Genomic DNA, 22,985 nt, shown 5'->3' with positions numbered 1-22,985 from the left:
GGTGACGAACGACTGGTCGCGCTCGATGAAGGAGATCGCGCGACCGAGGATGCGCGGGTCGAACACGACGTCGCCGTTCATCCAGAGCACGCCCTTGCGGCCGGTCGCGGCCAGGCCGCGCAGCAGACTCTTCGAGGTGTTGGTCTCGTCGTAGCGCTCGTTGTGCACGTAGTTCACATCGGGGAAGGCCTCGATGATCGTCTCGGCGCGGTAGCCGACGATCGTCGTGATGCGCACGTCGTCGCCGAACGCGGCGTAGATGTTGTCGTGCTGCTGCCGCATGATCGATCGCCCGTCGTTGAGCTCGGTCAGCGGCTTCGGGAGGGAGCGCCCGAGGCGCGAGCCCATCCCGGCAGCGAGAATGATGGTCTGAAGAGTCACAGAAAAGCTCCTGTTACTTGTGTTCACGGTTACGTCACCGATGGGACACTTCCTCGTGCCGGTCCTCATGCTATCGATCGACCCTGGGCGGATCATGGCCAGAGCGGGCGCGATGCCATTCCGTTATCGACTGCTCGGTTCATTCCCAGGTTGGTCATAGGCGACATCCGGTGCTTCGGATCCCGTCACTTCGGGTCGTCGCCAGGGTTCGCAGGGCCGTCGGTTGCTACCGTGAAGTGCATGACCGGAGCATCCAATGACCCTCGCGCGCCCAAAGACTCCTCCCCGCCCACAAAGGTCCGTCGTGCCGCATCCGCCAGTCCTCGGACGACGGCCGCGCAGACGGCGCGTGTGAAGGCGGAGACCCAGGCCTCGGCCGCCCGCGCCGCAGCCGCCAAGCGCACGGCCGCCAGGACGAGTGCGGCGCGCACCGCGGCGGCGAAGTCCGCCGCGGAGAAGGCCGGCGCCGCGAAGGCGGAGGCGGCCGCGGAGGAGGCGAAGGAGTCCGCGGCCAAGGTCGCCGCGGTCAAGGCCGCCGCGCCGCGGGACGCGCGCGCACCGCGGGCCGCCAAGACCGCCGCGACGACGAAGCGCGCAGCGGCGACGGCGAAGAGCGAGACCGCGGCCACGGACACCGAGACGTCGGGGGGCGTCACGGACACGGAGGCGAGCGGATCCGCGCCGAAGCGCACGACGGGTGCGCGCACGACGGCGGCCAAGAGCGCGACGGCGAAGACGACGGCCGCGTCGAAGACGACCGCGTCGAAGACGGCTGCGGCGAAGACGACCGCTTCGAAGACGGCCGCAGCGAAGACGGCTGCGGCGAAGACGACCGCGGCGAAGACGACGGCGACGAAGCGCGCCCCGCGGGCGAAGACCGCAGCGGGGGCGCGGACGGCACCGGCTGCCGTCGCCGCGCAGGCCCCCGCGGCCGTCGTTGAGGTCGTGAACTCGCCGGTCATCGCAGAACCCGCGGTCGAGCCCGCCGAGGAGTCGGGCGCAAGCCCCTCCCCAGAGCCCGCCGTCACGGGGCATGATGCTCCTGTGGACAGCGAATCGGGGGCGGTGGCGCCCGCCACGGGCGAGGCCGCTGCGGTCGAGCCCGTCGCGGCGGAGATCGTCGAGACCGGATCCGTCGCGGCCACGATCGCCGTCGCCGTTCCGGAAGCCGTCGCCGTTCCGGAAGCCGTCGCCGTTCCGGATGCCGACGCCGCGCCCGTGTCGTCGGACGTCGTGGAAGAGGCGGCCGCCGTGTCGCCGGAGCCCGCTGGCGGCAGCGACGGGCAGGCACTCGTCGTCCGCGGTCTCGTCAAGCGCTTCGGCGACGCCGTCGCCGTGGCGAACATCGATCTGACCGTCCCCGCCGGCTCCTTCTACGGGATCGTCGGTCCCAACGGTGCGGGAAAGACCACCACGCTGTCGATCATCGCCGGCCTGCTGCGCCCCGACGCGGGCACCGTGCGGATCAGCGGCATCGACCAGACCGCCGATCCGGCCGCCGCGAAGCGGGCGCTCGGCGTGCTGCCCGATCGCCTGCGCACCTTCGACCGGCTCACCGGGCGGCAGCTGCTCCACTACTACGGGCTGCTGCGGGGCCTTCCCGCGGACGTCGTGGAGAAGCGCGTCGCAGACCTCGCGAGGGCGTTCGATCTGACCGGCGCGCTCAGCCGCGTCGTCTCCGACTACTCGGCCGGGATGACCAAGAAGATCATGCTCGCCGGCGCCATGATCCACTCGCCGCGGGTGCTCGTGCTGGACGAGCCGTTCGAGTCGGTGGACCCGGTGTCCTCCGGAGTGATCCTGGACATCCTGCGCGCCTACGTCGCGCACGGCGGCACCGTCATCCTCTCCAGCCATGGCATGGATCTGGTCGAGCAGGTGTGCGCGCGGATCGCGATCATCGTCGGCGGCGAGGTCCTCGCCGAGGGCACGGTCGACGAGGTGCGTGCGGGGCAGACCCTCGAACAGCGCTTCGTGGAGCTGTCCGGCGCCGGCGCCGAGGTGGAGGGTCTCGAGTGGTTGCACACGTTCTCCGACTGAGGCTCATGCTCGCGCTCGGCGCGTTGCGCGGCGACCGCAGCCGGGTGGTGCGCACCGTCGTGGCGCTGCTGCTCACCGCTGCGGCGACGGCGGTGGCGGTCATCGCGATCCGCAGCCTCGCGCAGACCTCCGAGGCGGCGGCCCACACGGTCATCGTGCTGGGCAGCTCCGCCGTGGTCCTGGGCTTCTTCGTGGCGCCGATCCTGGCGGGATCCGTCGACCAGCTGGATCCGCGACGCTTCGTGGTCTTCGGCGTGGACGAGCGCCGGCTTCCTCTCGTCCTCACCCTCGCCGCCTTCGTGAGCGTGCCGAGCCTGGCGCTGCTCGTGATCCAGGTCGCCGTCGTGAGCGTCGCGATCTCGTTCGGCGTGCCCTGGCTGCTCGCGGTGCTCTCCGGGGTGCTGACGCTCGGGACCGCCGTGCTGGCCGCACGGGTGGGGATGGCGCTGAGCGCACGACTGCTGCCGGAGCGGCGCTCCCGCGAGCTCACGTCGCTGTTCGCGCTCGCCGTGATCGTCATCGCCGTGCCCGTGTGCGTGTTCGTCGCCTCGCTGGGGTGGGCAGGGGCCGTTCCGCCGGTCCTGCACACCGTCGCAGCGGTGCTCGGCTTCACACCGCTCGGCGCCTCCGCCGCGATGCCGTTCCTCGCCCTGTCGGATCACGGCGGCGCGGTGTGGGGCGCGGCGCTCGTCGCCGTGGCGACGGCGGCCGTCGTCACCGCCGGGTGGCTGGCGCTCGCGCGTCGGGCGCTGAGCACGACGGAGCGGCCGACCGCGGTGCGCGAGCGGCCGGGGCTCGGCTGGTTCGCGCTGCTGCCGTCGAACGCCTTCGGCGCCGTGGCCGCGCGAAGCCTCGTCTACTGGCTGCGCGACCGCCGATACATCATGAACTTCGTGATCGTCCCGATCGCGGGCGTCCTCACGATCGTCCCGCTCCTCGTCGCCGGCGTGCCGCTCGAGATCGCGGCGGCGCTTCCGGTCGTCGTGATGGCGCTGTTCTTCGGCTGGCTGCCGCACAACGACGTCGCCTACGACTCGACCGCCTTCTGGATCCATGTCGCGAGCGGGGTGAAGGGCGTGCCGGACCGGCTCGGCCGTCTCATCCCGGTGCTGCTGATCGCCGTGCCGACCCTCGCCGTGGCGATCCCGCTCACGCTCGCCGTGATCGGACGGTGGGCGCTCCTGCCACTGTTCATCGGCGTCGTCGCGAGCCTGCTGCTGTCGGGGCTCGGTCTCTCCAGCATCCTGTCCGCCGTCGCGCCCTATGCGGTCTCGCGTCCGGGCGACAGCCCGTTCCAGCAGCCGCAGCGCGCACGCGGCGGCCTGCTGGGTCAGGCGGGGACGCTCCTCGGCGCCGTCGTGCTGAGCCTGCCGGCGCTGCTGCTGGCCTGGCCTGCGCTGGCGGACGACACGGTCTCCACGGCGCCGGTGCTCTGGACCGGAGTGCTGATGGGGGCCGCGGTGCTGTTCCTCGGCGTCCAGATCGGAGGCCGGACGTTCGAGCGCCGCGGTGCGCAGCTGATGGAGTTCGTCGAGACGGTGTGAGCGATCATCGTGATCGCGGCGCCGGTGCGCCCGCGCGCGATTAGACTCGCGGTCATGAGTACCCCGCTGGATGCCCCGGACCAGGGTGGCGTCGCCACCCTCGATCGCGAACTCGAGCAGCTCCTCAACGAGGAGCTCCAGGAGCCGGGAGACCACGAGCGGTTCTCCCATTACGTGAAGAAGGAGAAGATCCTCGAGTCCGCTCTGACCGGCAAGCCCGTGCGGGCGCTGTGCGGCAAGAAGTGGACTCCGGGACGGGATCCGGAGAAGTTCCCGGTCTGCCCGACCTGCAAGGAGATCTACGAGTCGATGGTCGGCTGACCTCAGGCGACGTCTTCGTCCTTCGACTCGTCGCTCCGCTCCGGATCCTGAGCGAGCGCAGCGAGACGAAGGGCGCTCGGGAACCGGTCGGCCCTAGCGGACATCTTCGAAGACGGTCGGGATCGCAGGATCCGACTTGCTGAGCGCGAGGGCGCGCACCGGCAGCTCCTCGCGCACCCTGAGGTGGTGCTCCCGCGCGGCGACGGTTCCGGCCGGGCCCTCGTAGGCGGTGTCGATCTCGCCACCCTCGACGAGGGTCACCTGGAGCGCCCGCCCTTCCGCGTGCTCCTGGACGCCGAGGTCCTCGAAGCCGTCCGCGACGAGCACGTGCTCGGACTGGGCGACGCCGTCCGCGAGGATCCGGAACGCCGCCTTGCGGCCGCCCTTCGAGGCCTTGTCCGCCGATGCCTTGGCCACGGCGACCCAGCCTCCGTCGGATCCCTGGCGCGCCACGAGCTTGTAGACCATGCTCGCGGTCGGGTAGCCGGATCCGGTGACCACCGAGGTGCCGACGCCGTACGCGTCCACGGGCGAGGCGGCGAGGGCGGCGATCGCGTACTCGTCCAGATCGCTGGTGACGGTGATCTTCGTGCCGGTCGCGCCGAGCTCGTCGAGCTGTGCGCGCACCTCGGCGGCCATGATCGGCAGGTCGCCGGAGTCGATGCGCACCCCGCCCAGCTCCGTGCCGGCGACGCGGATCGCGGTCTCGACCCCGCGCCGGATGTCGTAGGTGTCCACGAGCAGCGTGGTCCCGGTGCCGAGCGCGTCGATCTGGGCGTGGAACGCATCCTCCTCGCTGTCGTGGAGGAGGGTCCAGGAGTGGGCGGCCGTACCCATGGTGGGGATGCCCCAGGTGCGGCCCGCCTCGAGGTTGCTCGTCGCGCCGAACCCGGCGATGAAGGCGGCGCGGGCGGCGGCGACCGCGGAGTCCTCCGCGGCGCGGCGCGACCCCATCTCGGCGAGCGGGCGCTCTCCGGCGGCGATGCTCATGCGGCTGGCGGCGGTCGCGACGGCGGAGTCGTGGTTGAGCACGCTGAGCGCCAGGGTCTCCAGGATCACGGCATCGGCGAACGTGCCCTCGACCGTGAGGATCGGGGAGCCGGGGAAGTACAGCTCTCCCTCGCGATAGCCGCGGATGGTCCCGGAGAAGCGGTACCCCTCGAGGTAGCGGTGCGTGGCGGCGTCCACGACCTTCGCATCGCGCAGGTAGCGGAGCTCGTCCTCGCCGAACCGGAAGTCGCGCAGCAGTGAGAGCAGCCGTCCGGTGCCGGCCACGACGCCGAACCGCCGGCCTCCGGACAGGCGCCGGGAGAACAGCTCGAACACGCTCTCGCGCGCGGCGGTGCCGTCGCGCAGCGCGGCCTCCAGCATCGTGAGCTCGTACCGATCGGTCTTCAGGGCGCTGGACGCGGTCATGGCGATCAGCTTACGGGCGGCGGCCCTTCCGGAGCGCGCCGACGCGTGCGCCGACTAGGCTGGAGCATCATGAACGACGCGCCGATCGGGATCTTCGACTCCGGGGTCGGCGGGCTCACCGTCGCCCGGGCGATCAGGGCGCAGCTGCCCAGGGAGTCGTTCGTCTACATCGGCGACACCGCGCACTCGCCCTACGGGCCGAAGCCCATCGCCGACGTGCGCCGCTATTCGCTCGAGGTGCTCGACACGCTCGTCGACCAGGGCGTGAAGATGCTCGTGATCGCCTGCAACACGGCGTCCTCTGCGATGCTGCGCGACGCGCGCGAGCGCTACGACGTCCCTGTCGTCGAGGTGATCGGCCCCGCCGTCCGCCGGGCGATCTCGACCACCCGCAACGGCCGGATCGGCGTCATCGGCACGATGGGAACGATCGGATCCCGCGCCTACCAGGACATGCTCGAGGTGAACGAGAACCTCGCGGTGTTCACCGCCGCGTGCCCGCGCTTCGTCGAGTTCGTGGAGGCCGGCATCACCGACACGCCGGAGGTGCTCCGGGTCGCCGAGGAGTACCTGGCGCCGCTGCGGGATGCCGACGTCGACACGCTCGTACTGGGCTGCACGCACTACCCGTTCCTGCGCGGCGCGATCGGCTACGTCATGGGGGAGGGCGTCTCGCTCGTCTCCAGCGACGACGAGACCGCGGGCGACGTCTACCGCCAGCTCGTGCGCGGCGACCTCCTCGCCCCGACCGACGCGACCCCCCGCTACGTGTACGAGGCGACCGGTGCATCCGCCGACGATTTCACCGCTCTCGCCAACCGCCTGATGGGCCAGGAGGTGCGGGGCGTCCGGCTCGTGCAGACCGGCGTCATCGACCTTCCCCACCTCAAGGAGATCCCATGACCGAGTCCACCATCCGCAAGGACGGCCGCACCGTCGACCAGCTCCGCCCCATCACGATCGAACGCGGGTGGAGCGCCCAGGCGGAGGGATCCGCGCTGATCAGCTTCGGGAACACGAAGGTGCTGTGCACGGCGTCGTTCACGAACGGCGTGCCGCGCTGGCTCACCGGCAAGGGCAAGGGCTGGGTCACCGCCGAGTACGCGATGCTGCCGCGGGCGACGAACGAGCGCAACGACCGGGAGAGCGTGAAGGGCCGCATCGGCGGGCGCACGCACGAGATCTCGCGCCTGATCGGCCGCGCGCTCCGCGCGGTCGTCGACACCAAGGCGCTCGGCGAGAACACGATCGTGATCGACTGCGACGTCCTGCAGGCCGACGGCGGCACCCGCACCGCGGCGATCACGGGCGCGTACGTCGCTCTGGCCGACGCGATCGAGTGGGGCCGTCGCAAGAAGTTCATCGGGCAGAAGGCGCAGGTGCTCCACGACTCCGTGGCGGCGGTCTCGGTCGGCATCATCGACGGCGAGCCCATGCTCGACCTCGCCTACGTCGAGGACGTGCGCGCGGAGACCGACATGAACGTCGTGGTCACCGGCCGCGGTCTGTTCGTCGAGGTGCAGGGCACCGCGGAGGGCGCGCCCTTCGACAAGCGCGAGCTCGACGCGCTGCTCGAGCTCGGCGTGAACGGCTGCGCCGATCTGCGCGACCGCCAGCTCGCCGCTCTCGCCCCGGCGGCGGGCACAGGGACCGAGTGATGAGGATCGTCCTCGCGACGCACAACGCGCACAAGATCGCGGAGTTCGGGCAGATCGTGGCGGCCACCCGCCCCGATCTCGAGGTCGTCGGCTACGACGGGCCGGAGCCGGTCGAGGACGGCGTGACCTTCGAGGAGAACGCGCTCATCAAGGCGCGCGCAGCGGCATCCCACACCGGCCTCGCGGCGCTCGCCGACGACTCCGGCATCGCGGTGGACGTGCTGGGCGGCTCGCCCGGGGTCTTCTCCGCGTACTGGGCGGGGCAGAAGAAGGACGACGTCGCGAACCGGGAGCTGCTGCTGGATCAGCTGCGCGACATCGCGGAACCGCATCGCGCGGCGCACTATGTCAGCGTCATCGCCCTCGTCCTCCCGGACGGACGCGAGTGGACGGTCCGCGGCGAGTGGCCGGGCCGCCTCGCGCACGCCGCGGTCGGTGACGGCGGCTTCGGCTACGACCCCGTGTTCCTGCCGGACGGGCAGACCGGCGCCGAGCGCACGGTCGGCGAGTTCACGGCGGAGGAGAAGCAGGCGCAGTCGCACCGCGCCCGCGCGTTCGTGGCGCTGGTGCCCCTTCTCGCCGAGCTCTGAGGCTGGGCCGGATCCGTCTCAGCGGATCATCCGCGGCACGAGCCGCACCATCGCGACCATGACCAGCAGCTCCACGAGGGTCTGCAGCACGACCGCCGGGGCCGCGAGCGAGAGCCCGGGTGGCAGCGCGAGCGCGAGCGGCAGCACGACGAGGGAGTTCCGGGTCACGGCGGAGAACGCGACCGCGCGCCTGGCCGGCACGTCCAGCCGCGCGATCCGTCCCGCCGCGGCGCCCGCGCCCAGCGCGATCGCGGCGAAGAGCACGTAGACCCCGGCCGCGCCGAGGAGCGGCGGAAGCCCGCCGACGACGGATCCGGCGTGCCCCGCGACGACCAGCGCGAGCGTCAGCATCATCAGCGGCACCATCGCCGACAGCATCGCGCCGCGCAGGACCCTCGCCGCGAGGAATCTCGTCGCGGCGAGCTGGGTGAGGGCCGCCGCGGCGAGCGGAAGCAGGACGAGCAGCAGGAACGCCTCGGCGAAGGGAGCGGGCTCGATCGCGGCGGCCGCGTCGGGTCCGGCGAACAGCCGGAGGAACGCGGGCAGGAGCAGCATCTGGCCGAGCATGAGCAGCGGCGTGGCGGCGAGCAGGCGGTCCTTCGCCCCGCCGGCGAGTCCGGTGAACACGATCACGTAGTCGACGCACGGCGTCAGCAGCACGAGCAGGACGCCGATGAGCAGCGCCCGATCATGTGCCACGAGCCGGCTCAGCCCGAACACGACGAGCGGCACGACGACGAAGTCCGCCACGAGAACCGTGCCGAGGAAGCGGAGATCGCGCAGCGATGCGGCGATGCTCCGGAACGGCACACCGAGGAACGTCGCGTACAGCAGCACGCCGAGCACCGGCATCGCGAGCGGGCGCAGCGCGGCGCCGCCCGATGGCGTGAGGATCCCCACGAGGGCGCCGAGCGCGATCGCCGCGAGGTACAGCACCACCTGATGCCGCTCCGCCCAGGCCGTGATCCGCTCCACGGCTCCAGCTTGCCCGGTCGCGGATCGATGACGCGAAACCGGCGCCTGCGACGTGCGCCGCAAGTGAGAATCATCCCCATTCCCGACTAGGCGAAAACGCCTCCGACCGGGGGATCCCGGCTCTACTCTTGAAGCATGCACGATCACGCACCCGCCACGGGGATCCGCTCTGCAGGCCACCGCCGTCTGCTCGCGATCTCGCTGACGCTCACGTCCGTGATCATGATCGTGCAGGTCATCGGTGCGATCCTCAGCGGATCCCTCGCCCTCCTCGCGGACGCGGCGCACATGTTCACGGATGCCTCCGCCCTCGTCATCGCCCTCATCGCGAGCACGGTCGCCGCGCGCCCGGCCGATGACCGGCGCACCTTCGGCTATCAGCGCGCCGAGGTCTTCGGGGCGCTGATCAACGCGATCATCCTGATCCTGCTCTCCGCGTGGGTGGCCTTCGAGGGGATCACTCGGCTGGTCAACCCGGGGGAGGTCGAGGTCGCGGGATCCCTCATGCTAGTCGTCGCCGCGGTCGGCCTCGTCACCAACGCGATCTCGATGTGGCTGCTCAGCGCCGCACAGCGCGAGAGCATCAACGTGCGAGGGGCGTATCTCGAGGTCATGGGAGATCTCATCGGATCCGCCATGGTCATCGTCGCGGCGATCGTCATCATCACGACCGGCTGGATGCCCGCCGACGCGATCGCCTCGCTCGTGATCGCCGCCATGATCATCCCTCGCGCGATCGCGCTGCTGCGCGAGGTGTTCTCGGTGCTCGCCGAATCGGCGCCCAAGGGCACCGCGGTGAGCGATATCCGCCAGCATCTGCTCGGCTACCCCGGCGTGACCGGCGTGCACGACGTGCACGTCTGGCAGCTCACGCGCGGTGCGCCGGTGTTCACCGCGCACGTCTCGGTGCAGCCCGCGGTGCTCGCCGACGGGGGTGCGTCGGCGCTGCTCGTCCAGATGCAGACCTGCCTCGCGCAGCACTTCGATGTGGAGCACTCCACCTTCCAGATCGAGCCCGATGCGAGCGGTGCCGGGAACGCCGGCGACTGCGAGGCCGTGCACGCCTGAGGCCGCGCGCGAGCGCGGGGTCAGGACTCGACGACGACCTCGTCCGGCCGCTTGTCCGGGCGCAGGCCCCGCCAGCGGGAGTGGCGCAGCACGCCGTCGTCGGTCCAGTTCGCGAACTCGACCTCGCCGACGAGCTCCGGCTCGACCCACAGCGCGTCCGAGGCGTCCGCGACGGGGACGCCGTCGACGGAGGGCGATGAGGTGCGCAGCGCCTCCAGCCGCGCACCGAGGTCCTGCAGCACCCGGTCGGTGAAGCCCGTGCCCACCCGGCCGACGTAGCGCAGTCCGGACGGCAGCTCCGGTTCGGGGATCGCCAGCAGCAGTGATCCGATCCGCCCGGTGCGGTCGCCCTTGCCCGGCCTGATTCCGACGATCACGACCTCCTGCGCCCTGGTGAGCTTGATCTTCAGCCAGCGCGGGGAGCGCCCGCCCGGGGCGTAGGACGAGGCGGGATCCTTCACGACGACCCCTTCGAGGTCGAGCGCGGCGCTCGTGGCCAGGGCCGCGTCGACGTCGTCGAACACCGGCGGCACGAGCACCGGGGCGGGCAGGTCCGCCGCGATCTGCTCCAGGAGCTCGCGGCGGTCGCGCAGCGGCAGCGAGGTGAGGTCGTGGCCCTCGAGATGCAGGAGGTCGAACAGGTGGTAGCGCACGGGAGTGCGGATCACCTCGCGCTCGATCTCTCGCGCGCGGGTCAGGTGCATCCGGTCCTGAAGGCGGTGGAAGCTCGGCCGTCCCGCCGCGTCGAGCGCCACGATCTCCCCGTCGACCACGGCCTCGCCGACCGGGAAGCCCGGCGCGCCGTCCGCGGTGAGCTCCGGATAGCGGTCGGTGATGTCGGTGCCGCTGCGGGCGCGCAGCCGGAAGCGGCCGTCCGACCAGGTGCCGATCGCGCGGATCCCGTCCCACTTGATCTCGGCCCACCCCAGGCCGCGGGCGGTGCCGGGGGTCCCGTGCTCGGCCAGCATGGGGGAGTACGCGGGGACGGGGGATCCGCCGGCCCCCCGGATCGCGGCCTGCCGGCTCTCGCGCTCGTCCGACCGGGGATCCGGGTCCGCGTGGGCCGGGGCCGCGTTCGACCGGGCAGCGTGGGCCGGGGCCGCGTCCGCCCGGGCCGCCTCGGACCGGGCTGCGTCGAGCGGGGCCGTGTCGACCGAGGCAGTGATCGCCGCGAAGGGATCCAGGCCGCTCCCGGCGCGTTCGAGCACCTCGTCGAACCGCAGCTGGCGAAGATCCGGGTCCTCCAGCTCCGCCCAGGTGCGCGGGGCGGCGACCCAGGGCTGCGGGCGGCCGCGCAGGGAGTAGGGGGCGATCGTCGTCTTCTTGCCGTTGTTCTGGCTCCAGTCGAGGAAGACCTTCCCCGCGCGGAGGGTCTTCGTCATGACGCTCGTCACGAGGTCCGGACGGTCCGTCTCGATCGCGCGCGCGAGGGCGTGCGCGAAGGCGGAGATCTCGTCGCTCGTGCGATCGCCCGGGAGGTGCGCGTACAGGTGGATCCCCTTGCTCCCGCTCGTCACAGGGACCGCATCGAGACCCATCCCGCTGAGGATCCCTCGGGCGAGGAGCGCGACCTCGGCGCACTGCGCGAGCGTCACGCCGGGGCCGGGATCGAGGTCGAGCACCAGACGGTCCGGGTTGCCGCGGCCGCCGTCCGGGGTGAAGCGCCACTGCGGGATGTGCAGCTCGATCGCGGCGACCTGCGCCATCCACACGAGCGTCGCGACCTCGTCGACGAGCGGGTAGTCCTTCGCGCCGCCTGAGTGCGGGATCTCCTGACGGGGGATCCACCCCGGCGCTCCCGGTTCGAGCTGCTTCGCGAAGAAGGATCCCTGCGGATCCGCCGCGGTGCCGACGCCCTCGACCCAGCGCTTGCGCGTGACGGGGCGGCCGGCGAGGACGGGCAGCAGCTGCGGAGCGATCCGCGCGTAGTAGTCGATCACCTCGCCCTTGGTGGTCCCCGTCTCCGGGTACACCACCTTGTCGAGGTTCGTCACACGCAGCCGCCGCTCTCCGATGCGCACGAACTGCGGGCCGTCTGCCATGTGGTCACAGTAGTGCGCAAGGAGGTATCCGTCGTGAGCGCCGGTGGTGTGTACTGGTGCCATGAGGACGATCTGGAAGGGCTCGCTCACCTTCGGCCTGGTCAACGTGCCGGTCAAGGTGTACTCGGCGACGGAGGACCACGACGTCGCGCTGCACCAGGTGCACGACGCGGACGGCGGGCGGATCCGGTACAAGAGGGTGTGCGAGATCTGCGGGCAGACCGTCGCCTACTCGGAGATCGACCGGGCCTATCAGGACGAGTCGCAGACCGTCGTCCTGACCAAGGAGGACCTGGAGTCGCTGCCGGCAGAGCGCAGTCGCGAGATCGACGTCGTCGAGTTCGTGCCTTCGGACCAGGTGGATCTGCTGACGCTGGACAAGGCGTACTACCTGGAGCCGGATTCGAAGTCGCCCAAGGCCTACGTGCTGCTGCGGAAGACCCTCGAGGCCACCGACCGCACGGCGATCGTGCGCTTCACGCTCCGGCAGAAGACGCGGCTCGCGGCCCTGCGGGTGCGCGGCGACGTGCTCGTGCTGCAGACCCTGCTCTGGGCCGACGAGGTCCGTGAGGCCGACTTCCCCGCGCTGCAGGAGGAGGTCACGGTCTCGGACAAGGAGCTGGAGCTGTCGGCCTCGCTCGTCGACGGCTTCTCCGCCAACTTCGATCCGAGCGCCTTCGTCGACGAGTACCAGGTCGAGCTGCGCACCCTCATCGACGCCAAGATCGAGAAGGGCGAGGCCTTCGAGACCGAGGAGACGTTCGCGCCGGCCGAGAAGGGCGGCGAGGTCATCGACCTCATGGAAGCGCTGCGGGCGAGCGTCGAGAAGTCGAAGGCCGCGCGTGCCGCGGCCTCCGACAAGGGCGACGCGGACGGAGCCGCCCGCGACGCCGGCTGAGCCCTGCTCAGACCTCCGGCTCGACGGCCGGGATCCCCGCAGCGGACTCCTTCTTCGCCTTGCGGCGCTCGTTGAGGTAGTGCCAGACGGTGACCGCGAGCGTGAGCGCGACGACGCCCAGCAGGATCACGTCGATGTACTTGGTCACGAGGTCGGCGATCCAGGGGATGTAAGCGATCAGGAAGCCGACGTAGGTGAGCCCGAAGCCCCAGATGAGCGCGCCGATGAGGTTGTACAGGCTGTACTTCCGCCACGGCATGTGTCCGACGCCTGCCGCGACGGGCGCGAAGGTGCGCACGACCGGCACGAAGCGCGCGATGATCACCGTCAGGCCGCCGAAGCGCTCGAAGAAGTGATTCGTGCGTTCCACGTTCTTCCGGCTGAACAGCCCGGACTCCTTGCGCTCGAACACCGCGGGGCCGCCCTTGTGCCCGATCAGATAGCCGACCTCGCCGCCGAGGAACGCCGCCAGCGCGATCAGCAGACCGACCGCCCAGATGTCGAGCCCGAAGACGTGGTTGGTGTTCGTGAGCAGGCCCGAGATGATCAGCAGCGTGTCGCCAGGGAGGAGGAACCCGATGAGCAGACCCGTCTCGGCGAAGATGATGAACAGCACCACGGCCAGGGCCCAGGGGCCGGCGCCGTGGATGATGACGTTCGGGTCGAGCCAGGGGATGAGGGCGGCGTGGTGCACAGGTGGTTCCCGTCCGTGGAGTCGTCGCTGGAATGACGGCCGAGATCTCGGCTTCCCTGAAGTCTAGAGCGGGCCCGACCTGCGGCGCCTGGGAGGGTGCCGGGGGCCGGAGGCGTCCGTCATAGACTGAGGTCGCCGCGCGGGAGTGGTGAAATCGGTAGACACGCAGGATTTAGGTTCCTGTGCCTTCGGGCGTGTGGGTTCGAGTCCCACCTTCCGCACAGGGGCGCGTTCCCGGGGAGGCCGCGCGGCCTCCCCGGGAACGCGCGCATCGGTCAGCCGTGGAACTCGTGCGGGTGCGGGCCCGTGCGGCCATCGCGATCGAGCGCGTCGATCGCCGCGAGTTCGGTGGCGTCGAGGTCGAAGTCGAACACGTCGAAGTTCTCCGCGATGCGGCTCGGCGTCACCGACTTCGGGATGACCACGCGACCCTGCTGCAGGTGCCAGCGCAGCACCACCTGAGCCGGAGTGCGACCGTGGCGGGCGGCGATCCCCGTGACGGCCGGATCCTGCAGCACGGCGCCCTGGGCGAGGGGGCTCCACGCCTCCGTGGCGACGCCCGCGGCGGTGTTCGCGGCGATCACCGCGCGATTCTGGAACGCGGGGTGCAGTTCCACCTGGTTCACGGCCGGGACCACGGACCCGGTCTCCAGGATTCGCGCGAGGTGCACGGGCTCGAAGTTCGAGACGCCGATCGCGCGCACGCGGCCGTCGGCGTAGAGCGCCTCGAGCCCGCGCCAGGTGCCCGCGTAATCGCCGTCGCCGAGCTCCGGCCAGTGGATCAGGTAGAGATCGAGGGCGTCGATGCCCAGCTTCTCGAGGCTCGCGTCATAGGCGCGCAGCGTCGCGTCGTAGCCCTGCTCGGCGTTCCACGCCTTCGAGGTGATGAAGAGCTCATCGCGGGCGATGCCGGACTCGGCGATCGCGCGACCGACGCCGCGCTCGTTGCCGTAGATCGCCGCGGTGTCGATGCTGCGGTACCCGGCCTGCAGGGCGGCGGCGACGGCCGCAGTGGTCTCGTCGTCAGGAACCTGGAAGACCCCGAAGCCGAGCTGGGGCATGGTCACGCCGTTGTTCAGCGTGATGGTGGGAACGGCCATGTCGTTCGTCTTTCTGTCGTTGCGGGGTGGGAGAGGCGGATCAGCGCACGGCCACCGGAACCGGATTCGTGCTGGTGGACGGGCCGACGGCGGGCTGCCCGGATCCTCGTCGGGCGGTGAGCGCCGCGGCGATCATGACGACGAGCGCCAGCGCGGTGATCCCGGCGCCGATCCAGATGGGGGAGGTGTAGCCGAGCCCCGCGGCGATGCCGACGCCACCGGCCCAGGCGCCGAGGGCGTTGCCGACGTTGAACGCGCCGATGTTCGCACCGGAGGCGAGTGTCGGCGCCGAGGCGGCGTAGCCCATGATCCGGGACTGGAGCCCCGGTACGGTGCCGAATCCGAAGCCGCCCATGAGGAACAGGGCGACGGTGGTCGCCGGGCCGTTCGAAGCCACGAGCGCGAAGCCCGCGAGCACGACGACGAGGGCCGCGATGAAGGCGATGAGGGTCGCGTCGATCGAGCGGTCCGCCGCCTTGCCGCCGGCCCAGTTCCCGAGGAACAGGCCGAGGCCGAACAGCACGAGCAGCCACGGCACCATGCTCGACGCGAAGCCGCTGACCTCGGTGAGCGTGTACGCGATGTAGGTGAACGCGCCGAACATGCCGCCGTAGGCCAGCACCGTCACGGTGAGGGAGAGCCACACCTGGGCCGAGCGGAAGGCGCCGAGCTCGTCGCGTAGGCGGGTGGGGGCGATGTCGTGCGTCGCGGGCACGAGCAGGGCGATCCCGGCGAAGGCGACGACGCCGATGATCGCGATCGCCCAGAACGTCGCCCGCCAGCCGAACTGCTGGCCGAGGAAGGTGCCGAAGGGCACACCGAGCACGTTCGCGGCGGTGAGGCCGGTGAACATGATCGCGATCGCTCCGGCCTTCTTCGCCGCAGGCACGAGGGAGGCGGCGAGGACGGATCCGATCCCGAAGAACGCGCCGTGGGTGAGGGCGGCGACGATGCGGCCCACCATCGCCAGGCCGTAGCCGGGGGCGAGAGCGGTGAGCGCGTTGCCGATGATGAAGAGGACGATGAGGCCGAGCAGCACGGGCTTGCGGGGGAGGCGCGTCGTCGCGGCGGTGAGGAACAGCGCGCCGACGACGACGCTCAGCGCGTAGCCGGAGATGAGCCAGCCGGCGGCGGCCTCGGTCACGCCGAAGTCGGCGGCCACCTCGGGCAGCAGGCCCATGATGACGAACTCGGTGAGGCCGATTCCGAAGGCGCCGAGGGCGAGGGCGATCAGGCCGAGAGGCATGGAGGAGCTCCTGGTACAGTGAGATAGTTGCAGACGCGGGTTTTCGCGCCTGTGAAAGCAATGCTTGCACGCGCAATTAAAAAGCGCAAACAACTACTTGAGGAGGATCCATGGGCATCGCCGACGACGCCGTCGAGATCCGCGCCCGCGGATGGCGCACGATGGCGGCCCTGCACGCCATGATCGAGGCCGAGCTGGAGCGCGCGCTGTCGGCCGAGGCGGGACTCTCCGTGGTCGAATACACCGTGCTGGAGGCGCTGGACCGGCAGGACGGCTGGCACATGCGCATGCAGCAGCTGGCTCGGGCCGCCGCGCTCAGCCCGAGCGCGACGACGCGGCTGGTGAACCGTCTCGAGGACAGGGGGCTGCTCACCCGCATCCTCTGCGCGGACGACCGGCGCGGGATCTATACCGAGCTGACCCCGAGCGGTCAGGAGCTGTACGAGCGCGCTCGTCCGGTGCACGACGAGACCCTGGAGCGCGTGCTCGCCGACGCCGCGGAGCAGCCCGAGTTGCTGCCGATGGTGGACGCCCTGCACGACGTCGCGCGCGCAGGCTGACGCGGGACACAGGCGCTGAGCCGCGGCGCCTGTGGATAACTTCCGAGGCGGATCCGCGGATCCTGCGACGATGCCGGGGTGAGCCCGACCACCGCCGCCGTCACCGAGAGGGTGCGTGCGCGGCTGCGCGCGGAGCGGACGGATCCCTCCGCCCATCCCGATGAGGCGCGAAGGATCGCTCAGTTCGAGGTGCGCCGGCACAACGATCACGCGCTCGCCCGCGGCACCGCCACGATCGACGACGAGGCGGCCTGCGTGCGGGACATCCTCGCCGGGGTCGCCGGTTACGGGCCGCTGCAGCCGCTGCTCGAGGACGACACGATCGAGGAGATCTGGCTCAACGGCCCCTCGCGCGTGTTCATCGCTCGCGACGGTCGCAGCGAGCGCGTGCCGATCACGCTGAGCGAAGCGCAGCTGCGCGATGTCGTGGAACGCATGCTGCACTCCACGGGGCGGCGGGTCGACATCGGGCAACCGTTCGTCGATGCGTCCCTGCCGGACGGATCCCGTCTCCACGTCGCGATCGCCGATGTCGTCCACGGTTCCTGGGCGGTGAACATCCGGCGCTTCCTGCCCCGGTACCGGAGCCTCGAGTCCCTGGTGTCGCAAGGCATGGTCCCGCCGTCGGTCGGTGCGATGCTGTCCGACGCGATGCGCGCCGGACGCAGCGTGATCGTCTCGGGGCCGACGCATGCGGGCAAGACCACGCTCCTGGCCGCGCTTGTCGCCGAATGCGCCGAGCAGCGCGTGATCACGGTCGAGGAGACGTTCGAACTGGGCGTGCAGGCGCCGGACCTCGTGGCCCTGCAGGGCCGGCAGGCGAGCCTCGAGGGCACGGGGGAGATCACGCTGCGGCGCCTCGTGAAGGAGGCGCTGCGGATGCGGCCTGACCGGCTCGTGGTCGGTGAGGTGCGCGATGCCGAAGCCCTCGACCTGGTGCTCGCGCTCAACACCGGCGTCCCCGGTGCGGCCACCGTGCATGCGAACTCCGCCGCGGACGCGCTCGACAAGCTCACGATGCTGCCCCTTCTCGCGGGGCGCAACATCGACCGGACGTTCATCGCGCCGGCGCTCGCCGCGGCCGTGGACCTCGTCGTGCACTGCCGCCGGGAGCACGACGTCACCCGGCGCATCGCCGAGGTGATCGAGCCGCTCGACGTCGACGCCGACGGGCGCATCACGCACCGCGTCGTCTCCGCGGAGCCGCCCTCGTATGCCGCTTCGAGCATGTTCCGCCGCAAGGGCGTCGCGTGACCCTGCTGCTGGGCGCGCTGCTCGCCGCGGGGATCGTCCTCGCGACGTCTCCGTGGCTGTGGCCGGCGACGGAACGCACCGCGCACGCCCCGCGTGGGGGCGCTGCGACCCGGTTGCTCCGTGAAGCCGGGTTCCGGTCGGATGCGCGCGTGCTCGCGGTGAGCGTCGTGGCGGGAGGACTCGTGGCCGGGGCAGCAGCATGGCTGATGACCGGGACGCCGGCCTTCGCGCTGGTGCTGGCGCTCGCGGGTGCGGCGATGCCGGTGGTCTTCCTGCGCGCTCGGCGCCACAGGCTGCTCCGGCTGCGGCGCGGGCTGTGGCCCGACGTCTGCGACCTGCTGATCGCCTCGATCAGGGTGGGGATGCCGCTGCCCGATGCCGTCGCCGCGCTGGAAGAGGCGGCTCCTGCTGCGCTGCGCCCCGCATTCGCGGCGTTCGCGCGCGATCAGCATGCGACGGGCCGGTTCGATGCGGCGGCGGCGCAGCTCAAGGAGGCGCTCGCGGATCCCGTCGGGGACCGGATCGTGGAGACGCTGCGCATGGCGCGGGAGGTCGGCGGCACCGAACTCACGACGGTCCTGCGCGCGCTGTCCGGTTCCGTGCGCGCGGAGGCCGCTCTGCGCGCCGAGGTGGAGGCGCGGCAGTCGTGGATCCGCAGTGCGGCCCTGCTCGGCGCGATCGCACCGTGGGTGATCCTCACCCTGCTTCTGCTGCGTCCCGAGGGAGCCGAGGCGTATACGAGCCCCGAAGGCGTCGCACTCATCCTCGGCGGTGCCGCGGTGTCTGTCGTCGCCTTCCGGATCATGCTGCGCATCGGCCGCCTTCCGGAACCGCGGCGGTGGTTCCGGTGACCTCCGTGTCGGACGTCGCGGTCTCCGTGCTGCTCGGCGGTCTGCTGTCCACGGGGTTGCTGCTCACGCTCGCGGCCTTCCCTCGCTGGCGCTGGGCCGACCTCAGCACGCGGATCGCGCCGCACGTCCGTGACGTCGCCGACCTCGCGGATCCGACCGCGCGGCGGCCCTGGCGGATGCCCTCAGGGGGATCCTGGGCGGCGCGGATCGCCGGGACGTTCGGGCTGTTCGGCGGCGGAGACGCGGGCGTCGCACGGCGGATGAGTCAGGCCGGGTTGCCCGGGGGATCCGTTGCTTTCCGCAGTCGACAGCTGGTGTGGGTGCTGTCCGGGCTCGGAGCGGGGGCCGGTGCGACGGTCGTCTTGGTGCTGATCGGTCGACCGTCGGTTCCGGCCGTGCTCCTCCCAATGGTGACCGCGGTCACCGCCGCAGTCGGCTGCGACGCGCTGCTCGGCGTCCGCGCGAAGGCCCGCGTCCGCCGTCTCACGGAGGAGCTTCCGACGGTGCTGGAGTTCCTCGCGTTGTGCCTGTCCGCGGGGGAGGGGCTTCCCGATGCGCTCCGCCGCGTAGCCCGGTCAGGATCCGGCGAGCTGAGTGCGGAGCTGCGCGGCGTGATCCTCGCGGTCAACACCGGCTCCTCGCTCGCGGATGCGCTGAGCGAGTGCGCACAGCGACTTCAAGTCCCGCCGCTGACTCGCTCGGCAGACCAGATCGTCGCCGCTCTCGAGCGCGGGGCACCGCTGGCTGCAGTGCTGCAGGCGCAGGCGTCGGATGCGCGGGAGGAGACCAAACGGGACCTCATCGAGCAGGCCGGTCGTAAGGAGATCCTGATGCTGCTCCCGCTCGTGTTCCTGATCCTCCCGCTCAGCGTGCTCTTCGCCGTGTTCCCGGGTGTCTTCATCCTGCGGCTCGGTATCGGCTGAGACCGTCCTCGTCTTCCACCTCCTCGAAGGGAACCCCTCATGTCCGCAGATCGCCTCCTCCTCCGCCCCGCTCCGCCTTGCTCCGATGCGCGCGATGATCCGGAGCGCGGAGACGTACCGGGCTGGGTCCTGATCACGTTGATGACGGCGGGACTCGTCGTGTTGATCTGGGCCGTCGCCGGACCGGCGCTCACGAACCTGTTCGAGCAGGCGATCGCACGCGTGAGCGGACTCTGACCGACGATGTCTCCCGTGGCGGAGCTGAGTCACGGACGCGTCGACGACCGAGGATCCAGCCCGGTCGAGTTCGTCCTCGTCGGGGCGTTACTGACCGCGCTCACGCTCGGTGTGCTGCAGTTCGCCCTGGCCGTCTACGTGCGCAACGTCGTCCACGACGCGGCGGTCGAAGGCGCGCACGTCGCAGCCCTCGCCGACACCGAGCCGGAGGAGGGCGTGCGGCGCACCGCTCTCGTGATCAGTCGCGCCGTGGGAGCCGACTACGCGCAGAACGTGACCGTGCGCGAGACGACCGCGCTCGGCGCGCCGACCATGGAGGTCACCGTGCGCACGACCCTGCCCCTCATCGGACTGCTCGGGGTGCCATCGGGGCTGGAGGTGACCGGTCGTGCTCCTGTCGAGTCGCTCGCCGAAGCCGGCTGACCCTGGCGTGCGTCATGCATCCGTTCGCGCGGTGCCCGACGAGGCCGGGTCCGCGGCGTTGGAGTTCATCGGGCTCGGCGTGATCCTTCTCGTGCCGCTGGTGTACCTCGTGCTCGCTCTCGGTGCGATCCAGGGGCAGATGCTGGGAGTCGAGTCCGCGGCGCGGCATACGGCGCGCACCATGAGTGCGGCGAAGGGCGTCGCTGACGCCACGGCCCGGGCGGACGCCGCCGTGCGTTCCGCGATCGAGGAGTACGGGATGGATCCGGCCACGATCGATGTCGACATCCGCTGCACATCGGCGGCTGTCGAGTGTCCGTCTGCCGGCGCCACGGTCGTGGTCACCGTCACCGCAGAGGTCACCCTGCCGTTCGTGCCGCCGGTGTTCGGCCTGGACCGTGTGAGCAGCGTGCGGGTGCAGGCGTCCTCGGCGTACAAGGTCTCGCGCACTTGGACAGCCGGATGAGGTCGGCGCGGACCAGGGCGCCGCGCAGAGACGGTCTCGAGTGGCTGTCCGACGACGACCGTGGCAGCACGATGCCCCTCGTCCTGGGGTATGCCGTGCTCGCGATCGCCGTGATCTACATCTGCGTGTGCGCGACCGATCTGTACATCGCGCAGAAGCGGCTCGACTCCGTGGCGGACGCGGCGGCGCTCGCCGGAGCCGACGGCTTCCGCCTGCGGGTCGAGGGGGATGCGGTCAGCGCGGAGCTCGACGACGCGGAGATCGCGGATCAGGCGAGCGCGGTGATCGGGATCATCGACGACGGCGCAGAGCTGGTCTCGGCGGGCAGCCCCGACGGGCGCTCGGCGCGGGTCATCGTGCGCGCGACGTGGTCGCCGCCGCTGCTCAGCGAACTCGTGCCGTCGATGGTCATGATCCAGTCCACCGGTACGAGTCGCACGGCGCTGGAGTGACGCCGGTCGCGGAGACCGCCGTTGACGGCGGCGGAGGCGCGGGACGCGTGGAACACGAAGCTGAGCCAGGTATACGTGGAGCTGGTCGTGGTGCGGCCGTTCGAGTCTTTGGTCGACTTCCTCAGCACGGCGTCGAAGACGTTGTGGGAGCATCCGGACATCCTGTTGGAGCTCCTGGGTGGGGTTGCGACCGTGGTCGGTGGTGTCGTGCTGGGCGCGGGTGGGGGCGGGCTGACGATCACGGGGGCGGGTGCCGTGGCGGGTGTTCCTGCTCTGGTCGAGGCAGGGACTCTGGTCGGTACGGGCGGGGCGATGATCGGCGACGCCGCCGGACGCTGGTATGCGAAGTCGCACGACAACCACGGCTTCGATACGGGCAACGGACGCGATGACTGGGGCCACTGGGCCACTGGTCAGGAGAAGAAGCCTTGGCTCGACAAGCAGGAGCAATGTCTTAAAGACTACGAGAAGGGCAAAGACGTGGAGGTCGTACGAAAGGATGTCGTCGCGAAGCTCGACCAGGCACCCCAGAACGGCCGTCTCTATGACGGGTTGGTGGAGAATTCGGATGGCACCTACACAGGAATCGAAGTCAAGTCCGGCTCGGCATTCGATAAGTACTATGCACCATCGAACACTCAGCGCGAGTTCGACGAGATGGTCAACAGCGGCACTCCAGCGCATGCGAAGTTGGACGGGAAAGATATCGTGATCCGAGAAGTCGTCGTAGTGAGGGTGCCCTGATGGTGGAGAGAACTCACGCGGAGCACATGCCTCGGGGATTGTTCGGTCATGTCACAGACGCGTTTCGCCCAATCTCTGACAACTTCCGACTCATGCTGAGTCATCTCGACGCCCGTGAGCGGTTCGAGTACTCGATCTGGAGGATGACGGATCCGAGAGGTCGCATGAGCCGCATCGCCGATCAGTTCATTCGGGCGTCGGGGTCGGCGCGGGCGATGGTGGTCGTGGTGACGTTGCGTGGCGAGGATGGGGTGATCCGGGCGTTCACAGTGGCACGGCCGGGGGTGTATCAGGGGGCGCGGGTGGAGGTCCGCACGGGTGATCGGACGGCGGTGCGGGTGTTCCCGAACGAGGTGTTCGAGGTCGATGAGGCCGCTGCGATCTTCTACACGTACTACCTGACGGATCAGGTCGCGCAGCCGTATCAGTTGCGGGAGGAGGACCCGGCGGACACGGCGGCGGTGCCGTTGTTGTGGTCGCATGCGGAGAGTTTCAACGGGGGCGAGTTCCAGTACCTCACGGGGGATGAGGAACCCGTCGCCGATCATTTGCGGACGATTTTGAATCAGGCGGATGGGAAGCGCCGGTTCACGTATTCGATCTGGCGGATGACGGATCCGGACGATCTTCGCGCAGATGTGGGCGACTACATCCAGGCCGGGGGATCTGCGGAGGCGTTGAGCATCGAGCTCGGGTATCCGGGGCCGGACGGCGCACAGCGGTTGTGCACGCTGGGGCACCCCGATCAGCCGGTCGAGCCGACGACGACGGTCCCGATCAGCACGGACCGTGCCGTGCGAGTGTTCGCGAACGAGGTGTTCACGGCGGATGAGGCCGCCGTGATCTTCGACGAGTACTACCGCACCGGACGGGTTTCCGGTATTCTCACCCGCCGTGAGCTCGACCTCGCCGCGGTGCTCTCCGAGCCGCGATGAGGGGCCCGGATCCGGCACGATGCGGTCGCCGAGACGGTCACGCTCCTCGCCCTCGCCGACACCACCCGTCGTCTCACCACCGCGAATCAGATCTCCATGGAGACCTCCGGCAGCGCCGCCCGCATCTGGGCGTGAGCACAGACGCTCAGGCCGTGGGCCGCCGCGGC

Annotated in this window: 26 protein-coding genes and 1 tRNA gene; 19 read left to right on the top strand and 8 right to left on the bottom strand. The window is 70.7% G+C overall.

Annotated features, from left to right (window positions below; all coding sequences use genetic code 11):
• Both B7X32_RS06040 and B7X32_RS06035 read right to left on the bottom strand, forming a co-directional pair.
• Positions 1 to 381: NTP transferase domain-containing protein (locus B7X32_RS06040; RefSeq protein ID WP_292717549.1), on the bottom strand; the 381-nt coding region annotated here is incomplete at its 3' end.
• Between the two features lie 185 nt (positions 382 to 566).
• Positions 567 to 1,343 (bottom strand): hypothetical protein, encoded by a 777-nt coding sequence (locus B7X32_RS06035; protein ID WP_292717546.1) that lies wholly within the window; start codon positions 1,341 to 1,343, stop codon positions 567 to 569.
• Between the two features lie 271 nt (positions 1,344 to 1,614).
• Between B7X32_RS06035 and B7X32_RS06030 the strand changes: the two genes are divergently transcribed.
• Genes B7X32_RS06030 through B7X32_RS06020 form a run of 3 tightly spaced genes read left to right on the top strand, consistent with a single transcriptional unit; the run spans position 1,615 to position 4,286 of the window.
• Complete coding sequence (locus B7X32_RS06030; RefSeq protein ID WP_292717555.1) at positions 1,615 to 2,421, top strand: ABC transporter ATP-binding protein; 807 nt, start codon at positions 1,615 to 1,617, stop codon at positions 2,419 to 2,421.
• Between the two features lie 5 nt (positions 2,422 to 2,426).
• Positions 2,427 to 3,965: a hypothetical protein gene (locus B7X32_RS06025; protein ID WP_292717543.1), complete on the top strand. Its 1,539-nt coding sequence runs from the start codon at positions 2,427 to 2,429 to the stop codon at positions 3,963 to 3,965.
• 54 nt (positions 3,966 to 4,019) lie between these two features.
• Positions 4,020 to 4,286, top strand: coding sequence for a DUF3039 domain-containing protein (locus B7X32_RS06020; RefSeq protein WP_045272272.1), 267 nt, complete (start codon positions 4,020 to 4,022; stop codon positions 4,284 to 4,286).
• Positions 4,287 to 4,379: 93 nt separating this feature from the next.
• Here B7X32_RS06020 and B7X32_RS06015 read toward each other — a convergent pair whose 3' ends face one another.
• Complete coding sequence (locus B7X32_RS06015) at positions 4,380 to 5,702, bottom strand: nicotinate phosphoribosyltransferase (RefSeq protein ID WP_292717538.1); 1,323 nt, start codon at positions 5,700 to 5,702, stop codon at positions 4,380 to 4,382.
• A gap of 69 nt (positions 5,703 to 5,771) precedes the next feature.
• Here B7X32_RS06015 and murI point away from each other — a divergent pair, with 69 nt between their 5' ends.
• Genes murI through rdgB form a run of 3 tightly spaced genes read left to right on the top strand, consistent with a single transcriptional unit; the run spans position 5,772 to position 7,950 of the window.
• Entirely contained in the window at positions 5,772 to 6,605 is an 834-nt protein-coding gene (gene murI / locus B7X32_RS06010; RefSeq protein ID WP_292717535.1) for a glutamate racemase, read from the top strand.
• Positions 6,602 to 7,360 (top strand): ribonuclease PH, encoded by a 759-nt coding sequence (gene rph / locus B7X32_RS06005; protein WP_292717532.1) that lies wholly within the window; start codon positions 6,602 to 6,604, stop codon positions 7,358 to 7,360. Before murI ends, rph begins: the two co-directional genes overlap by 4 nt.
• Complete coding sequence (gene rdgB, locus B7X32_RS06000) at positions 7,360 to 7,950, top strand: RdgB/HAM1 family non-canonical purine NTP pyrophosphatase (RefSeq protein WP_292717529.1); 591 nt, start codon at positions 7,360 to 7,362, stop codon at positions 7,948 to 7,950. Before rph ends, rdgB begins: the two co-directional genes overlap by 1 nt.
• A gap of 18 nt (positions 7,951 to 7,968) precedes the next feature.
• On the opposite strand, the gene B7X32_RS05995 is transcribed toward rdgB, so the two are convergent.
• Positions 7,969 to 8,925, bottom strand: a complete 957-nt coding sequence (locus tag B7X32_RS05995; protein ID WP_292717526.1) for an arsenic resistance protein — start codon at positions 8,923 to 8,925, stop codon at positions 7,969 to 7,971.
• A gap of 135 nt (positions 8,926 to 9,060) precedes the next feature.
• Between B7X32_RS05995 and B7X32_RS05990 the strand changes: the two genes are divergently transcribed.
• Complete coding sequence (locus B7X32_RS05990; protein ID WP_292717523.1) at positions 9,061 to 9,993, top strand: cation diffusion facilitator family transporter; 933 nt, start codon at positions 9,061 to 9,063, stop codon at positions 9,991 to 9,993.
• 20 nt (positions 9,994 to 10,013) lie between these two features.
• On the opposite strand, the gene ligD is transcribed toward B7X32_RS05990, so the two are convergent.
• Complete coding sequence (ligD, locus tag B7X32_RS05985) at positions 10,014 to 12,035, bottom strand: non-homologous end-joining DNA ligase (protein WP_292717521.1); 2,022 nt, start codon at positions 12,033 to 12,035, stop codon at positions 10,014 to 10,016.
• Between the two features lie 61 nt (positions 12,036 to 12,096).
• Here ligD and B7X32_RS05980 point away from each other — a divergent pair, with 61 nt between their 5' ends.
• Positions 12,097 to 12,933 (top strand): Ku protein, encoded by an 837-nt coding sequence (locus B7X32_RS05980; RefSeq protein ID WP_292717518.1) that lies wholly within the window; start codon positions 12,097 to 12,099, stop codon positions 12,931 to 12,933.
• Between the two features lie 7 nt (positions 12,934 to 12,940).
• Here B7X32_RS05980 and B7X32_RS05975 read toward each other — a convergent pair whose 3' ends face one another.
• Positions 12,941 to 13,627 carry a VTT domain-containing protein gene (locus tag B7X32_RS05975; protein ID WP_292717515.1) on the bottom strand — a complete coding sequence of 229 codons (687 nt, stop codon included), beginning with the start codon at positions 13,625 to 13,627 and terminating at the stop codon, positions 12,941 to 12,943.
• A 139-nt stretch (positions 13,628 to 13,766) separates the two neighbouring features.
• On the opposite strand from B7X32_RS05975, the gene B7X32_RS05970 reads away from it, so the two are divergent.
• Positions 13,767 to 13,848, top strand: a tRNA-Leu gene (locus B7X32_RS05970).
• A 54-nt stretch (positions 13,849 to 13,902) separates the two neighbouring features.
• On the opposite strand, the gene B7X32_RS05965 is transcribed toward B7X32_RS05970, so the two are convergent.
• Positions 13,903 to 14,727, bottom strand: a complete 825-nt coding sequence (locus tag B7X32_RS05965; RefSeq protein ID WP_292717512.1) for an aldo/keto reductase — start codon at positions 14,725 to 14,727, stop codon at positions 13,903 to 13,905.
• Between the two features lie 40 nt (positions 14,728 to 14,767).
• A complete protein-coding gene (locus tag B7X32_RS05960) occupies positions 14,768 to 15,973 on the bottom strand; it encodes an MFS transporter (RefSeq protein ID WP_292717509.1) in 1,206 nt (401 codons plus the stop codon).
• 110 nt (positions 15,974 to 16,083) lie between these two features.
• On the opposite strand from B7X32_RS05960, the gene B7X32_RS05955 reads away from it, so the two are divergent.
• The 10 genes from B7X32_RS05955 (at position 16,084) to B7X32_RS05910 (ending at position 22,818) form a co-directional block, all read left to right on the top strand.
• Entirely contained in the window at positions 16,084 to 16,533 is a 450-nt protein-coding gene (locus tag B7X32_RS05955; RefSeq protein ID WP_292717506.1) for a MarR family transcriptional regulator, read from the top strand.
• Between the two features lie 78 nt (positions 16,534 to 16,611).
• Positions 16,612 to 17,787, top strand: coding sequence for an ATPase, T2SS/T4P/T4SS family (locus B7X32_RS05950; protein WP_292717503.1), 1,176 nt, complete (start codon positions 16,612 to 16,614; stop codon positions 17,785 to 17,787).
• The gene (locus B7X32_RS05945) at positions 17,784 to 18,638 is read left to right on the top strand and encodes a type II secretion system F family protein (RefSeq protein ID WP_292717500.1); all 855 of its coding nucleotides are present in this window, start codon (positions 17,784 to 17,786) and stop codon (positions 18,636 to 18,638) included. The genes B7X32_RS05950 and B7X32_RS05945 overlap by 4 nt, the downstream gene beginning before the upstream one ends.
• Positions 18,635 to 19,561 carry a type II secretion system F family protein gene (locus tag B7X32_RS05940; protein ID WP_292717497.1) on the top strand — a complete coding sequence of 309 codons (927 nt, stop codon included), beginning with the start codon at positions 18,635 to 18,637 and terminating at the stop codon, positions 19,559 to 19,561. The genes B7X32_RS05945 and B7X32_RS05940 overlap by 4 nt, the downstream gene beginning before the upstream one ends.
• Before the next feature lie 39 nt (positions 19,562 to 19,600).
• Positions 19,601 to 19,798: a hypothetical protein gene (locus tag B7X32_RS05935; protein ID WP_292717494.1), complete on the top strand. Its 198-nt coding sequence runs from the start codon at positions 19,601 to 19,603 to the stop codon at positions 19,796 to 19,798.
• 24 nt (positions 19,799 to 19,822) lie between these two features.
• Entirely contained in the window at positions 19,823 to 20,221 is a 399-nt protein-coding gene (locus B7X32_RS05930) for a TadE family protein (RefSeq protein WP_292717552.1), read from the top strand.
• Positions 20,222 to 20,252: 31 nt separating this feature from the next.
• The gene (locus tag B7X32_RS05925; RefSeq protein ID WP_292717491.1) at positions 20,253 to 20,687 is read left to right on the top strand and encodes a TadE family protein; all 435 of its coding nucleotides are present in this window, start codon (positions 20,253 to 20,255) and stop codon (positions 20,685 to 20,687) included.
• Positions 20,684 to 21,139, top strand: coding sequence for a hypothetical protein (locus B7X32_RS05920; RefSeq protein WP_292717488.1), 456 nt, complete (start codon positions 20,684 to 20,686; stop codon positions 21,137 to 21,139). The genes B7X32_RS05925 and B7X32_RS05920 overlap by 4 nt, the downstream gene beginning before the upstream one ends.
• A 75-nt stretch (positions 21,140 to 21,214) precedes the next feature.
• Positions 21,215 to 21,883, top strand: coding sequence for a hypothetical protein (locus tag B7X32_RS05915; protein WP_292717485.1), 669 nt, complete (start codon positions 21,215 to 21,217; stop codon positions 21,881 to 21,883).
• Positions 21,884 to 21,975: 92 nt separating this feature from the next.
• The gene (locus B7X32_RS05910) at positions 21,976 to 22,818 is read left to right on the top strand and encodes a hypothetical protein (RefSeq protein WP_292717482.1); all 843 of its coding nucleotides are present in this window, start codon (positions 21,976 to 21,978) and stop codon (positions 22,816 to 22,818) included.
• Positions 22,819 to 22,985 lie beyond the last annotated feature (167 nt).

Source organism: Microbacterium sp. 13-71-7 (assembly GCF_002257455.1).
Taxonomy (GTDB): Bacteria; Actinomycetota; Actinomycetes; order Actinomycetales; family Microbacteriaceae; genus Microbacterium.
This window is presented reverse-complemented; position numbering and strand designations above follow the sequence as displayed.